The organism is Chitinophaga solisilvae (assembly GCF_009928525.1).
Classification (GTDB): Bacteria; Bacteroidota; Bacteroidia; order Chitinophagales; family Chitinophagaceae; genus Chitinophaga; species Chitinophaga solisilvae.
In genome coordinates this window covers 350474-365557 of the sequence record NZ_JAABOK010000001.1, presented here as the reverse complement: position 1 = coordinate 365557, position 15084 = coordinate 350474, and the positions used below count along the sequence as shown (strand labels likewise).

The 15084-nt window shown below is 50.6% G+C and carries 13 protein-coding genes; 8 read left to right on the top strand and 5 right to left on the bottom strand.

What is annotated here, in order from left to right; genetic code table 11:
• Positions 1-62 precede the first annotated feature (62 nt).
• Positions 63-974, top strand: coding sequence for an alpha/beta fold hydrolase (locus GWG06_RS01195; protein WP_160710891.1), 912 nt, complete (start codon positions 63-65; stop codon positions 972-974).
• Between the two features lie 45 nt (positions 975-1019).
• Here the strand turns inward: GWG06_RS01195 and GWG06_RS01190 are convergent, their stop codons facing one another.
• Together GWG06_RS01190 and GWG06_RS01185 are read right to left on the bottom strand one after the other, a co-directional pair.
• The gene (locus tag GWG06_RS01190; protein WP_160710890.1) at positions 1020-1730 is read right to left on the bottom strand and encodes a LytR/AlgR family response regulator transcription factor; all 711 of its coding nucleotides are present in this window, start codon (positions 1728-1730) and stop codon (positions 1020-1022) included.
• Between the two features lie 18 nt (positions 1731-1748).
• Complete coding sequence (locus GWG06_RS01185) at positions 1749-2840, bottom strand: sensor histidine kinase (protein WP_160710889.1); 1092 nt, start codon at positions 2838-2840, stop codon at positions 1749-1751.
• A gap of 174 nt (positions 2841-3014) precedes the next feature.
• Here GWG06_RS01185 and GWG06_RS01180 point away from each other — a divergent pair, with 174 nt between their 5' ends.
• Both GWG06_RS01180 and GWG06_RS01175 read left to right on the top strand, forming a co-directional pair.
• Positions 3015-4340 (top strand): erythromycin esterase family protein, encoded by a 1326-nt coding sequence (locus tag GWG06_RS01180; RefSeq protein WP_160710888.1) that lies wholly within the window; start codon positions 3015-3017, stop codon positions 4338-4340.
• Positions 4341-4447: 107 nt separating this feature from the next.
• The gene (locus tag GWG06_RS01175; protein ID WP_235938075.1) at positions 4448-5545 is read left to right on the top strand and encodes a metallophosphoesterase; all 1098 of its coding nucleotides are present in this window, start codon (positions 4448-4450) and stop codon (positions 5543-5545) included.
• 12 nt (positions 5546-5557) lie between these two features.
• On the opposite strand, the gene GWG06_RS01170 is transcribed toward GWG06_RS01175, so the two are convergent.
• Both GWG06_RS01170 and GWG06_RS01165 read right to left on the bottom strand, forming a co-directional pair.
• A complete protein-coding gene (locus GWG06_RS01170) occupies positions 5558-5929 on the bottom strand; it encodes a VOC family protein (RefSeq protein WP_127042281.1) in 372 nt (123 codons plus the stop codon).
• Positions 5930-6296: 367 nt separating this feature from the next.
• Entirely contained in the window at positions 6297-7031 is a 735-nt protein-coding gene (locus GWG06_RS01165) for a class I SAM-dependent methyltransferase (protein ID WP_127042283.1), read from the bottom strand.
• Between the two features lie 230 nt (positions 7032-7261).
• On the opposite strand from GWG06_RS01165, the gene GWG06_RS01160 reads away from it, so the two are divergent.
• On the top strand, positions 7262-8626 hold the full coding sequence (locus GWG06_RS01160; RefSeq protein ID WP_160710887.1) for a vanadium-dependent haloperoxidase: 1365 nt from the start codon (positions 7262-7264) through the stop codon (positions 8624-8626).
• A gap of 112 nt (positions 8627-8738) precedes the next feature.
• On the opposite strand, the gene GWG06_RS01155 is transcribed toward GWG06_RS01160, so the two are convergent.
• Complete coding sequence (locus tag GWG06_RS01155; protein ID WP_127042287.1) at positions 8739-10532, bottom strand: AMP-dependent synthetase/ligase; 1794 nt, start codon at positions 10530-10532, stop codon at positions 8739-8741.
• 136 nt (positions 10533-10668) lie between these two features.
• On the opposite strand from GWG06_RS01155, the gene GWG06_RS01150 reads away from it, so the two are divergent.
• The 4 genes from GWG06_RS01150 to GWG06_RS01135 all read left to right on the top strand — a co-directional run bounded on the left by GWG06_RS01150 (position 10669) and on the right by GWG06_RS01135 (position 14931).
• Positions 10669-11586, top strand: a complete 918-nt coding sequence (locus tag GWG06_RS01150) for a sugar phosphate isomerase/epimerase family protein (protein WP_160710886.1) — start codon at positions 10669-10671, stop codon at positions 11584-11586.
• A gap of 176 nt (positions 11587-11762) precedes the next feature.
• Positions 11763-12569 (top strand): helix-turn-helix transcriptional regulator, encoded by an 807-nt coding sequence (locus tag GWG06_RS01145; protein WP_160710885.1) that lies wholly within the window; start codon positions 11763-11765, stop codon positions 12567-12569.
• Positions 12570-12657: 88 nt separating this feature from the next.
• Positions 12658-13134, top strand: a complete 477-nt coding sequence (locus tag GWG06_RS01140; RefSeq protein ID WP_160710884.1) for a GNAT family N-acetyltransferase — start codon at positions 12658-12660, stop codon at positions 13132-13134.
• Positions 13135-13146: 12 nt separating this feature from the next.
• Positions 13147-14931, top strand: coding sequence for a DUF885 domain-containing protein (locus GWG06_RS01135; RefSeq protein ID WP_160710883.1), 1785 nt, complete (start codon positions 13147-13149; stop codon positions 14929-14931).
• Positions 14932-15084 lie beyond the last annotated feature (153 nt).

Here is a 15084-nt window from a genome sequence, read left to right as displayed (position 1 = left end):
CGTGGAAAAAACATACTCCGGAAAATAATAACTTTTTTGGGATTATCGTAACTTCCTGTATTATGAGAAAAATATTCCTACTGCCTGTACTGCTGCTGCCGTTACTGCAGGGCCAAGCGCAAACAACGGACTCTATCAGGTATGCCAACGGTTATCTTTACTATCATACCTACGGCCATGGTGAACCCATCATTGTCTTATCCGGTGGCCCCGGCAATTCCTGTATGCAGCAGGAGGAGGTAGCGACAGAACTGGGCAGAAAATATAAGGCGGTATTGCTGGAGCAGCGCGGTACCGGGTTGTCCATCCCCACTCCTTTTGATTCCACCACCATCAATATGAAAGCGGCCATGGAAGACATCAACCGGTTGATGGACCGGCTGAAAGTAAAGCAGATACTGATTTACGGCCATTCCTGGGGCGCTATGCTGGCCATGAACTTTGCGGCTAACTACCCGCAGAAGGTGAAACGCCTGCTGCTGGTCTGCCCCGGATACTATAAAATGTCTACCGACCTGTATACCACTCATGTCAACAATGTGCGGGCCAGAATGGGACCGGAAGACATGATAAAATTCGATTCCCTCAGTAAGCTGATGGGAGATAAAGAACCGCCCAGAGAGGTTTTTCTCGCCTATAACCGTATCATGCGCATGTCGTATATCTATAACAAGCTGATGATCGACAGCATGCTGAAAAAGATAGAGGTAGCAAAATCCAATACACATATGCAGCAGCTGATGATAGGCGATCTGTGGCGCATCCGCTACGACCTCAGCAAAACCCTGTACCGTTACCGGGGACCTATCGATGTCATCGCCGCCCGGCAGGATGTGCTGGCATTCTATACCTATGAGCTGAAAATTATCCACCCGGCGGCAAAGCTGCACTGGATACAGGCTTCCGGGCACTTCCCCATGTTTGAGCAGCGGACTGCCTTCTATAATATGCTGGATAGCCTCCTGACCCGGTAAAGATTTACGGATTCCGGAATTTGAGGTGCAGCGGAGTAGCCAAAGTTATGCGCCGCGGAATACCGCCAAAACCAGGTGGCGGTATGATTGGCTGACAGGCAGCACAGTCCCGTCTGTCAGCGTCAGCTGCGCATTACCTAATATTTTAATGGCTTGTACAGCCACCAGATAGGAACGGTGAATCCGCACAAATCCAGCTGCCGGGAGGGTTTGCTCCAGCTCTTTCATGGTCAGCAGGGAAAGAAAAGGCTGCTGCCCTGTAAAAATCTTCATGTAATCGCCTGCGGCTTCCACATAACATATATCACTGAATGCTATCTTCTCCAGTCCGTTTTTTCCTTTCAGCAGCAGGTGCGGTGCCGCCGCAGGTGCGGCGGCAGCTGGTTGCGGGGCCACTTCCCCTGCCAGGTAACGCTTCGCCTTTTCTACGGCGCGTGTAAAACGCTCCAGGGAAAAGGGTTTCAGCAGGTAGTCTGCCACATCCAGCTCAAAACCTTCCAGCGCATGGGCCGCATAAGCCGTGGTCAGAATCACTGCCGGCGGGTTCTTCAGGCTTTTCAGGAAGTCCAGCCCGTTCATCAGCGGCATATTGATATCCAGGAACAGCAGGTCTACCGGCGACTGGTGCATGGCGGCAAAGGCGGCCACCGGGTTGCGCGCCTTGCCGGAAAGCACCAGGCCCGGTGTCTGCAAAATAAAATGCTCCAGTACTTCATGCGCTATCGGCTCATCATCTACAATCAGGCAACGGATCATGATCTGTCTGTTTAAAAGTTATCTTAATTGAATCTGCAACGTGATGCTGTAGGTGTCCGGCGTACTGCTCACCTCCAGCGAATGACGGCCGGGGTAATGCACCTCCAGCCGGCGCCGCATGTTATCAAGGCCAATACCGCCGCGTTGCAGGGGCATGCCCGGCAGTACGTCATTGCGCATGACACAGGTGAATATTCCGGCATGGATTTCAATATTAATATAGGCGTAACCGTTATCTTCCACGCAGAGCGCCCCATGCTTGAAAATATTTTCCAGCAACGGCAGCAGCAGTAATGGCGCAATAGTATACCCGGCAGTGTCGCCCTTTACTTCCAGGCGTATACCGGCAGAAGGATATTTCTGCTGTTCCATATCAGTGAACTGCTGCAGGAAACCGATTTCCTTATCCAGCTGCACATGCGTGTGCTGCGTATCATACAGGATATACCGCATCATCTCTGCCAGCTTCAGTATCTGCTCAGGCGTTCTGTCAGGATATTTCAGGCTCATGGCATACAAGCTGTTCAGCGTATTAAAGAGAAAGTGCGGATTGAGCTGTCCTTTCAATGCATCCAGCTGTAACTGCAGGTTATTCTCCTGTACCAGGTGCCGGTGATATTCTTTTTCGTAGGCATCGCGCACAAACAGGATGGAAGAAAACACAATAAAGTCCGTAAACAGCCATTCCATATGTATTCCAAAGAATGGCCATCGGATACGATACAGCAGGTGAGCCGCCTGAGACTCATAGAAGTGACGGAGCAGCGGATCCCCTGTGAACCAGGCAAACAACTTACTGGTCAGCAAAGCATCAATTTTACTGAGGTAACCGAAGCAGACAACCAACAGCGGTAATATCCAGATATAACCCCGGGTTTTCATCAGCCAGGGCATCAGCCAGCGGTAGTACACCCAGACATACAGCGTGATGGCGAAACAGTACGGAATCAGTTCCAGGTAGGGAAAATCAGTTTGCGGGACCGGTGGGAACCGGTAAAGTTCCATCAGCTCACTGTACTTGTACATCCCGATATACAGGATGATTACTGCCCACTCATATATTACCGGGAACCAGCTTTTTCCGCTGCCGGCCTGCTTGTGCTGCATCATTTTCTTTTCCCAATATTCCGGATAACAGCGGCTTCCTGCCAGCACGGATCGATGAAACCATTATTTTTTCCGATGAAATCAGACGGGGGGATATTCAGCTATTATCCGCGTCCTTCATCGTTTTGTCATGATAAAGGGGGAAAAGATAGATTTTTTTTGCTGAAAAGAAATCAGATGTTTCAGAAAGTATTCCTTACAGCAGTAACCTTACTGCTTTTACAGATGGGCGGAAAAGCGCAGGAACAGGCGGATACGGCCGCCGCCCGCCGTTGGGTAAACGCGCACCGGAAAAGCATTGCCGGCATTACAGGAGACTATCAGGCGGGCAGCATGGCTTTTTTGCAAAAGGCCGCCGGCACACAGCGGATTATTGGTCTGGGTGAAGGCACCCATGGCAGCAGCGAGTTTCAGCAGGCGCGGGTAAATATAATCCGCTACCTGGTAACAGAGAAGGGATTCAATATCATCTGCTTTGAAAACAGTTACGGCTGGAGCAAGGCACTGAATGATTATATCCTGCACGGACGCGGAGAGCCGGACTCTCTGATGCGTCACTGCCTGCTGGGTATCTGGCAGACGCGGGAAGTAAAGTCGCTGCTGCAATGGATGCGGCAATATAACCAGCAGCATTCGCGTAAGGTATTATTTGCCGGCATGGATTTCTCTGAAACCAGCCAAACCGCCGCACAGATCAGGGAACTGACGGCCCCGCTGCAAGATACCCTGCTGCAGAGGCTTTCCATAGCGCTGCTGCAATACAGTCAATACCAGGATGAAGTATACCACAGCTTTAATATGCCGGGTAAAATAAACCGGCAGCAATGGCTGGATAACGGCGTAGCTGCCTATGAAACGGTAACGGCTATACGTAATATACTGGACAGTAAAGCGGATAATTACCAGCAGCAGCTGGGAACAGTCGCCTGGCAGGCGTTACAGGCCGGTACGCTCAACAGTGCCCTCGCCTTCTACGGTATCTACCGCCCGGTAAAGCAGCAGCAGGAAGCCTCCCGCGACAGCGGCATGGCAGTGATGGTAACCCGGCTGGCCCAACAGGACCCTGGCAATAAAATTATTGTGTGGGCGCATAATGCGCACATCGCCAGGAAAAGCCTGATAGATGACAGCAACGGCGGCGGTATGGGCGCCTTCCTGCAACGGCATTTCGGAAAGGACTATGCCTGCATCGGTACCGGCACCGCCGGCGGGACAGTGGGCGTTATCCGGGAACAGTTTGTCAACCCCGGCTGCCGGCTGTATACCACCGTGCTGCCACAGGCCGCCCCGGGGTCCTGGGAAGCATTGCTGGCAGGTGTTCCGGCTGAACAGTTTTATCTGCCGCTGCATACCGGCACCGGCCCGGTCCTGCAATTCCCGCAGCGGCTGGCCGGCTACAATGAAGAAAAAGCACCGGGATATTATGTTACTGCCGATCCCAGAGAATTGTACGATGGCTTCCTCTTCTTCCGTCAGACGAGCGCCACCCGTTCTCTTCCATAACAGCAGGACGCCGGTAAACCCGGCGTCCTTTTACTTTACACGCGACCTGCTGCAGTGGCGGCATCAGAAATTTGGCCTATATTTAAGGGCGTCAACATATATTCATTGTGCCGAATTTCATTCAACGTCAGCTATCCCGGTTCATCATCCGGTTATCCGATAAACTATCCTCCAGCCCTGACAGGGAAGCGGTTTTCGCTTCGCTGACACAGCTGCACAATGCCATTCTCAAAGGCGACCGGGAACGGGGTCCGGTGGTTCACATAGATCAGTCCAGTGCCCGTATCATCATTCTATCGGATCAGCATAAAGGCGGCCGCGATACGGCAGATGATTTCATGAAAGCCGCCGATACCTACATGGCGGCGCTGGACCATTACTACCAGGAAGGCTTTACCTATATTAACCTGGGCGACTGCGAAGAACTGTGGGAAAATACACCGGGAACGGTGATAGAGAAAAACCGCCCTCCCCTGCTGGAAGAAGCCAGGTTCCTGCAACAGAAACGCTACTACCGCATCTTTGGTAATCACGACCTGGAATGGCATTACCTCATTCCCCGGCAACAATTCCTGAAACCACTGTTCGGGAAAAAGCTGAAAGTATATGAAGGACTGATTCTCCAGACCCGCTATAACGATAATGACTACAGGATTTTTCTGGCCCACGGCCACCAGGGAGATAAAAGAAGCGACGGCAATGCCTTCAGCAAATGGTTTGTGGCTGCTATCTGGACGCCGCTGCAACGGCTGCTGGACATACATCCTGATACGCTGGCCGAATCATTCGACCTCGTAGATGCCCATAATATTATCATGTACCAGTGGAGCATTCTTTACCCGCGTACCCTTTTTATCTCCGGGCATACCCATAAGCCGGTATTCGCTTCTCTGGATCATATAGACCGGCTCAGCAAACAGTTGCAGAAAGCGGTGTCTTACGGAGATACAGCCACAGTCCGGCACATAGAAGCGGAACTGCAGCGCAGGCAGGCAGAATATGCCGGCAAGCAGCTGGTGAAAACCATGGCGCATCCCACCTACTTCAATACCGGCTGCTGCTGCTTCAATGACGGGGACATCACCGGTATTGAAATTGCAGACGGCTACATCCGCCTCATCAAGTGGAGCGGGAAAAATGGCGATTTTCAAAGGAAGGTGCTGGAAGAATCCCCGCTATACTACCTTTTCGATCAGCTACCCTGATAATGCCTGCTGCTATTTTTTCTCTTCCAGTACGGAAAGGATATTACCCGCCGGGTCTTCAAACCAGGCAATATTCTGTTCCCGGAATACGCCTTTCTCGTCCGTCTGTATGTCGCCCCCGTACTGCAGAAACTTCACACCCTTGCGGCCCAGCTGCGCTACCGCCTCATCAATATTATCTACCGGAAAATTCAGAATGGTAAAAGTAGCCGGCTGGTGGTTGGGCTTGGGATAAATAAATATCCGGCTGCCCTTGTCCGGATGCAGCACCAGCCCTTCCGATGCTTCCGTTACATCCAGTTCCAGCACCTGCTGGTAAAATTCCTTAGCCTTTTGCAGATCATTAACGGAAAAACCGCTGAATGCTTTTGAATGATTGAACATAATAAATGGTTTTAATGGCGAATGACGAATGACGCATTGCGAATGAGGAGCGGAGATCAAAGCGGATTATTTAATTGGGTGATGGGTTCATTTACCGGTGCTGCTTACCTTATCTTTTACTGCTTACTTCTACTGCTTTACTACTGCATCAAAGTTCGGTAATTGGGATGGCCTGGAAGGGGGGCTATTACGACTTTTTAGGTGCCGTATGCGAAACGGTTACATCCTTACCCTTACGGGTAACGGGCTGTAGCTTTGTTGCGCGGATATATCCTGCAGGTTTATTTTGAGGTATTACGTTAAGGGCTATACGTTATTTTGAGATCAATGTCTGCCCCCGCTGGTGGCGTGAGGCAGACAATTACATTTATCCTCTTTTCAGCACCCTGCTCCTGAATACGGACCTGATAATATCAAGCATGGCCCGGGCACTGGAAACAGATTCCTTGCCGAGGCTGCGCTGGGTAAGGAATTTGTTGCAGGCTGCCTCATCCCAGGGTTGGGTGAAATAGTCGGAGTAGTAGGTACTGTCAGGATTAATCAGCAGTTCCACTTTTTCAGACCATTCGTAGTTCACAATGGTAAGATCAGCGTGTGTACGCTGCATAATCTTGTATCCGATGGAATTTTCCGGCAGATAATGCTGGAATACATAGCTCAGATCCTGCCAGGCCTGGAAACCGATTTTTTCCTTTTCATACATCACAATTTTATCATCAATTTCCAGTAATACCCATCTGTGCGAGGCTTTGGGCATCAGGCACTCCCCGATAACCGAAGGCGTTTCCAGGTAACCAGCCGGCGCCACCCGCATCTGCTCGCTCATAAATTTTATGGGATTGTCAACATGTTCCAGTACGTGACTGCAGATGACATAATCGAATGATTTATCTTCAAACGGCAATGCTTCCCCGTCAGCATTGAGAAATTCCTGGTGACGTAATACCCGGATATTACCTCCCCGGTGAAAATTGGAATCAACATACTTATCTACCACAACATTGGCTCTGGGATGGGGATGATCTCCTCCGCCTACTTCCAATACTTTATCCTTTCTTTTAATATGCAAATCACTTCTGGATGCGGGATTACTTAATTTCATACTTCGATTTTATGAATAGTAGCGATAATTAAAATTGTGGCACAACAATCTTCTCTAAAAGTTGGTGTTGACATATATGCATTACAGTTATTGGGGTAGCAATGGCATACCGTGTAAAGATAGATATTTATCTTAGAAATTAATGCATTCCTGCATCCACAGGGGAAAAATACGGTGCGGTCATCTTGCCTGCGACAGCGCTTATATTGCTGTACGAAAAACCCTGAAATATGATACGTACAAACCATGCACGTACAGCCAGTATCTTTATTGTACTGATTACCACGTTACTGAGCTGTAGTAAAAAAGATGTGACCCTCTCTCCTGCAGACACCACGCTTTCCGCCCTTGACGCTGACGCTTCCGGCGGTATTACCGTTACACAAAATGCGGCCGTTCCCGTTTCCTGGTATAAGCTGGAACTAAAGCTGATAAAGGAAAGTGCCGGATTCACGCCACCGGTGGCGGCGAGAGCTATTGCCTACACGGGCATTGCACTCCATGAAGCCGTAGTAAACGGCAACCGCTACGGCCACTCCCTGGGAGGCCAGCTGGATGCGTTTTCCCGTCTTCCTGCACCGGAGAGATACAAAAAGTATGACTGGGCTATTGCGGCCAACAGCGCGCTGGCAGCTATTATCCGGCAGCTGATTCCCAACGCTTCGCCCACGAATGCGGCCCTGATTACACAACTGGAAGCCGCCAACCTCGATACGCTGCGTCCCGGCGTCAGTCAGGAGGTGGTGAACCGCTCCGTGGCCTATGGGCAATCCATCGCTGCGGCCGTATATCAATGGTCTGCCACAGACGGCGGGAAAGACGGCTACCTCAACAATTTCCCGGACACCTATGTGCCTCCCGTCGGGCCTGGCCTGTGGATACCTACCCCTCCCGGCTTTCAGCGCGCCATGCTACCCTATTGGGGTAACAACCGCCTGCTGGTCAGGAATTGCAGTCCGCTGACCTACCTGCCGCATCCACCCTACTCTGCTGATTCCACCTCCGCTTTTGGCAGATCCGCCTGGTCTTTGTACCGGAAATCCAAAACACTGACGCCGGCAGAAACCAATATCGCCCTCTACTGGGCCGACGGTACCGGTACCTTTACGCCGCCGGGTCATCTGATCGGTATTGCAGTACAACTGGCGGATGAACAGCAGCTGAACCTGCAGGAAACCGCTGCCCTGCTGGCACAGGTGGGTATCGGGCTCAACGACGCCGGCATCGTATGCTGGAAATATAAATACCGGTATAACCTGCTTCGCCCGGTAACGTATATACGAAATCTGATTGAGCCGGGCTGGAATTCCCTGATCGGCACACCGCCGTTCCCCTCCTATACTTCCGGCCATGCTACCTTCAGCAGTGCCGCCGGACATATACTGGCAGCCAGGTTCGGACAACAGTTCACCTTCACCGACCAGCAGAAAGTGCCCGACGGCTTTACCGCCCGTACTTTCACCCGGTTTACAGACATGATCGACGAAGCGGCGGTATCCCGCATCTATGGCGGCATCCACTATGATTTCGATAGTGAAAACGGTAAAATTTCCGGCCAGGATGTAGCCCGAAATGTACTCTCCCTGCAACTGTAGCCAATAACAGGTACAACCGCCACTTATTAAATCTCAAACAACAAAATAACAAAATAGGAAAAGCCTTGACAGGAGCAACCTGCAAGGCTTTTTCTCTATAAGGTACATACCGTTATTCTATGGTTGACGATCCTCCGTACAGGGAATCTATCTCCTTTTCAAAACGTTGTTCTATTACTTTTCTGCGTATAGACAGTTTAGGCGTCAGGATACCATTATCTATGGTCCATTCTGCCGGGAGCAGCAGGAATTTCTTCACCTGCTCCACATGTCCGAACAGCGGATTATATTTATCCAGCTGCTCCTGTATCAGCTGTACTGTTGCATCAAGCGCCACCAGGTCTTCATTGGAAGCGGGCGGCTGAATGCCCTGTGCAGAAAGGCGGCTGCGTACCTGTCCGTAGTTGGGAACAATAAGCGCTGATACAAACTTGCGGCCCGGACCTACCACCATCATCTGTTCTATGTAAGGACTTTCGCGCATTTTATTTTCAATGGCCTGGGGCGCAACGTATTTGCCGCCGGAAGTTTTGAATACTTCTTTCTTACGGTCAGTAATTTTCAGGAAACGTTTTTCTACCCATACACCGATATCGCCGGTATGGAACCAGCCGTCAGGCGTCAGCACTTCTGCTGTCTGTTCGGGTTTCTTGTAATAGCCTACCATTATATTGGGGCCGCGGCAGATGATCTCTCCGTCTTCCGCCAGTTTCACTTCCACCCCATCGATCAGCGGGCCTACGGTACCTATGCGTCTGTCTTCACTTTCCAGGCGGTTAACAGAAATCACCGGCGATGTTTCCGTCAGCCCGTAGCCTTCCATAATGGTAATATTGGCGGCAGAAAAGATGCGTATCAGTCTTTCCTGCAATGCTGCAGATCCGCTGACGATAGCAACCACTCTGCCTCCGAGCGCTTCGCGCCATTTATTGAAGATCAGTTTGTTGGCCAGCTTCAGCTGCAGCCGGTAGAAGAAGCTGCCCTGGCTGATATTATCGTACTGTTTACCCAGGTTTACCGCCCAGAAGAACAGGGCGCGTTTAATGCCTTTCAGCTCCAGCCCTTTGCTGATGATTCTTTCATACACCTTTTCCAGCAGGCGTGGAACGCTGGTAAACACCATCGGCTTTACTTCGCGGAGGTTATCACCGATAGTATCCATGCTTTCCGCATAGTAGATGCCTATGCCTGCCTGCACATAGATATAGGTCACCATCTTTTCAAAGATGTGATTCAGCGGCAGGAAGCTCAGACAACGGTCGTCCTTGCGGGCAAAGGAAAATGCCGGCATGGAAGACAGCACGTTGCTGACAATATTTTTATGCGACAGCATCACGCCTTTAGGCACACCGGTGGTGCCGGAAGTATAGATGATGGTAGCGATAGTATCTTCTGAAACCCTTTCGGTCATTGTCTTCCGCAAAGCCTCTCCTGCTGCATTGCCTTTCAGGGCAGACCAGTTCTCCACGCCGGGAACGTCGTCGAAAGTATAGATGTATTTAAGGGTAGGAATATCTTTGAATGCGGGCTGGAATCTGTCATACAGTTCTTTGCTGGCCAGAAAAAGGATACGTACTTCCGCTTCGTTGAGGATAACGGCGAATTCCACAGGACTGATAGTAGGATAGATAGGCGTCAGGATAGCGCCGGTCTGTTGTACGGCCAGGTCACAGATGAGCCATTCCGGCCTGTTCTGTGACACGAGTGCGATTTTGTCCTGCTTTTCCGGAACCAGTTCTCCCTGGTGCAGGCCCAGTTGTAATAATCCTGCGGCCAGATCTGCCGCGTGCCGGTTAACTTCTTTACAGGTAAGGGGGACCCACTCGCCATTTTTTTTAGAGGCGAGCATAACGCCATCGGGTCGTCCGGTGGCCTGGGCCGCTGCCATATCGAATAATCTCTTCATAACTAATTTTTGCTCCTATTGTAATATAACATAAAAATGAGTTGCCTGCAAACAGAAATGTTTACATTGTTTTTACCGGTCATAATATGTACTTTAAGGGGTCATTTAATATTCCACGACTTAATAACCGACACGCATGAACACATCCAGAAGAAATTTCCTGAAGCAGGGCGTACTGGCAGCAGCCGGCGCCACCCTGGTTCCCGGCGTACTGACGGCAGCATGGAAAGGGCCGCAGGTATTGGGTATACAGCTATACTCCATCCGCGACGACATGAAAAAGAATCCGTCCGGCACCTTGCAGCAACTGGCCGCCATGGGATATAAAAACGTAGAACATGCCAACTATGTGAAACGTAAATTCTATGGTTACAGCGCCGCCGAATTCAAAAAACTGCTGAAAGACCTGGGATTACAGATGCCCAGCGGCCATACGGTATTGCGCCGGGAACACTGGGACACAGCCGCAAAAGATTTTACCGATGAATGGAAATATACCGTAGAAGATGCCGCCACCGCAGGTCAGCGCTTCGTTGTCAGCCCCTGGCTGGATGAAAGCCTGCGTAAAACCTACGACGACTTCAAAGCCTACATGGACGTATTTAACAAATGCGGTGAACTCTGCAAAAAATCGGGCATGAAGTTCGGCTATCATAACCACGATTTTGAATTCAGCACCACCCTGAACGGAGAAAAATTATTCGATCTGATACTTCAGCACACGGATCCCTCTCTGGTAGCGCAGCAGCTGGACATTGGCAATATGTACCACGCAGGCGGTATCGCCGTAGATATCCTCAAAAAATATCCGGGCCGCTTTGAACTGATGCATGTGAAAGATGAAATCAAATCCGCCAAAGGCGAAATGGGCGGCAGCTACGAAAGCACCATCCTTGGTAAAGGAATCATCCCCGTGAAAGAAGTAATAGACCTCGGTATTAAATCCGGCGGCACCCAATATTTCATCATTGAACAGGAATCATATCAGGGCATCGCTCCGATAGCGTGTGTAAAGGAAGATCTTAAAGCGATGAAAGCCTGGGGTTTTAAATAAATTACGAATTACGAATGGCGAATTACGAATGCAGAGGCGAAGAACTAAACGAAGATTAAAGAGAATAAGTATTAATATCACCTTTAATCTTCGTTTAGTTCTTCGCCTCTGCATTCGTAATTCGCCATTCGTAATTCGTAATTCGCAATTAGTAATTGGATCCTTACCTTCACACCATGAGCCACCAGCAACCCGTTCAGTTTGAGCAAGGAAAGTATGTGGGAAAGAAAGTGCAGGAACATACTTTCGGCCATATCATTACCAGCGAGACCTGCTTTACACAAGGCATGTCGTCTGAGTGGCACTATCATGCCAATCCGCATTTCTCGCATATACTTTCCGGCGGCAGCAAGGAGAACAGGTCACGGTGCACAGATGTACAGGGTGCAGGAGCCGGTTTGTATTATCATCCGGGGGTAGCACATCAGAACGTGGATTACCGGCCCGGTACGCGGATATTCAACCTGGAGCTGGGAGATGATTTCTTCCGTACTTTCGGTATCAGCGCGCCCTCTTCTGCGCTCATGTTTGAGCAGCAACATACGCTGAATACGCAGGGACTGCTGCAGATCATGCGGGAGCATTACCTGCATGACAGCGAATCAGGCATTGCACTGGAGCAGCTGTGCCTGCAGCTGATAACCGCACATCAGCAGCAGGAAAGAGTTTTTCCGGAATGGACGGAAAGAATAAAGGAAGTATTGCATGACCAGTGGAACCAGCCCCTGTCACTGGAAATGCTGGCGGCGCAACTGGATCTGCACCCGGTAAGCATCTCCCGTTCTTTTGCCAGGTATTTCGGTTGTTCTGCCGGTGATTATTTAAGAAAGATCAAGATAGAAAAAGCCCTGCCCCTGATAAGAGCGGGACAGCAGCGCCTTACCGCCATTGCCTATGAATGCGGCTTTACCGACCAGGCGCACTTCACCAGAACCTTCCGTCATATTACCGGTATGCTCCCCAAAGCATATAAATCTCTCTGATTTTTTTCACAAAGGTTAATTACGTACAATTTTTCCGTTCTTCCCTCCTGTAGCTTTGCATTATCCATTACCGTAAACAGTGAAAGTGATGCAAATACGACCAATCAGGGAAACAGACAACCAGCAGCTGGGTGCGCTGATACAGCAGGTGCTGAAGGAATTCAAGGCCAATAAGCCCGGCACTGCCTATTATGATGACAGTCTCTATGAGCTGTACCAGGTATTCTCCGAACCGGCTTCTGCCTACTGGGTAGCAGAAGAAGACGGTAAGATCATCGGCGGTGGCGGATTGTATCCTACTGCGGGATTACCCGACGGCTGCTGTGAACTGGTGAAGCTGTATCTGCTGCCGGAAGCGAGAGGGAAAGGCATCGGCGGCAAGCTCATGACGCAATGCCTGGAAGCAGCGCCATCGCTGGGTTACAGCCAGGTATACCTGGAAACGATGCCGGAGCTGACTTCTGCTATTCCCATGTATGAAAAGCTGGGATTCACCTATCTGTCCGGACCGCTGGGCCAGTCAGGCCATTTCGGCTGTAGCGTCTGGATGCTCCGCGAAGTATAAACCATATCAATAATGAAGGCAATAAAAAAGGCGCTGCGCCGGACGGTGCTGCTGGCGGGCATTCTTACCACAGCCAGTGCCGGCGCTCAGCAGCGCAACGCGCAGCTCAACAGGCTTTTTGACAGGTATTACCAGGAAAGGTCTGCACTCTTCCCGCTGGAAGCTACATCAGCCGGAGATCACCGCTATGATGACCAGCTGGCCAACGAAGGCGCCGCACCACAGCTGGCGGCTACTTCTGCCTTCTATCAGCAATACCTGAACGCATTAAAAAAATTTGACCGGCAGCAGCTGACGGAGGCAGACAGGATTTCCTATGACATCCTGCAGCATATCCTGCAGACAGGGCAGGAAGCCATTACCCTGCACCTGGAATATATGCCCATGAACCAGTTTGTATCCACGCCGCTGGAACTGGCACAGCTGGGCGCAGGTGGCGGCGCACAACCTTTCAGCACTGTCCGGGATTACCGCAACTGGGCCATGCGCATGCGCGCCTTCAGTCCCTGGGCTGATACCGCCATCGCCAATTTCAACAGGGGCATCAAAGCAGGTGTAGTACTGCCCAAAGCGCTGGTACTTAAAATGATTCCTCAGCTGGAAGCGCTGGCTGTAACAGACAGCGCCCGCAATATCTTTTACAAACCGCTGTCACACATACCGGCAGCGTTCAGCGCAGCAGAAAAGCAGCAGATAGGCGCTTTATACCATGAGGTCATCAGCACAGGAATGATACCGGCATATGGTAAACTGGCAGCCTATCTGAAGAACACCTATCTGCCTGCAGCGCAGGACCAGGCCGGACTTCACGCCCTTCCCGGGGGCGACAGCATTTATCAGTATTACATCCGGGTATTCACCACCACACCAGGCCTCACCGGCGAAAGCGTTTACCGCAAAGGGCAGGAAGAAGTAGCGCGCATCACCGGAGAGATGGAAACTGTTAAAAACGAGCTGGGATTTAAAGGCACGCTGCAGGAATTTTTCCACCACCTGCGGACCAATCCGAAACTGATGCCATTTACCTCTCCGGAAGAAGTACTGGCGGCCTATCGCCGTATTTACGAAAAGATTACACCGGTGCTGGGTAAATATTTCACGCATCTGCCACAGACGAAATTTGAAATCCGGCGCATGCCAGCCTACCTGGAAGGTGCTACGGGCGGACCTTACTATGTGAAAGGCAACGCAGCGGAAAACCGGCCCGGCATCTTTTATGTACCGGTACCGGATGCACGAAAAATCAATGTCACCTTCCACGGCATGGAAGCTACGTTTATCCATGAAGGTGTTCCCGGACATCACTTCCAGATTTCCTTCCAGCAGGAAAACCAGCACATCCCCGCTTTCCGCAAGCAACCCGCTTTCAGCGCCTACTTCGAAGGATGGGCACTGTACACCGAATCACTGGGACAACTATTGAACTGCTATACCGATCCCTACCAGCGCATGGGCCGGCTCAATAATGAAATGCTGCGTGCCACCCGCCTGGTAGCCGATGCCGGGATCCACACCGGCAAAATGACCCGGGAAGAAGCCATCGCCTATATGATTGCGCACCAGTCCATCACCGAAGCCATTGCCACCGCAGAAATAGAACGCTATATGGCCATGCCCGGACAGGCACTCTCCTATAAAACCGGGGAAATAAAAATCAGGGAACTACGGGATAAATATGCCGCACAACTGGGCAGCCGGTTCAACCTGCAACACTTCCACGATGCCCTCCTGGCATACGGAGATATGCCGCTGGATGTACTGGAGACGTATATGGATGGTTGGGCAGGGCGACAATAGACTTTGGCTTACGAATTACGAATTGCGAATTACGAATTACGAATGTAGAAGCGAAGATTAAAATGAAGATTAATAGAGATGTTTAATAAATATCACCTTTAATCTTCGTTTTAATCTTCGCTTCTACATTCGTAATTCGCAATTCGTAATTCG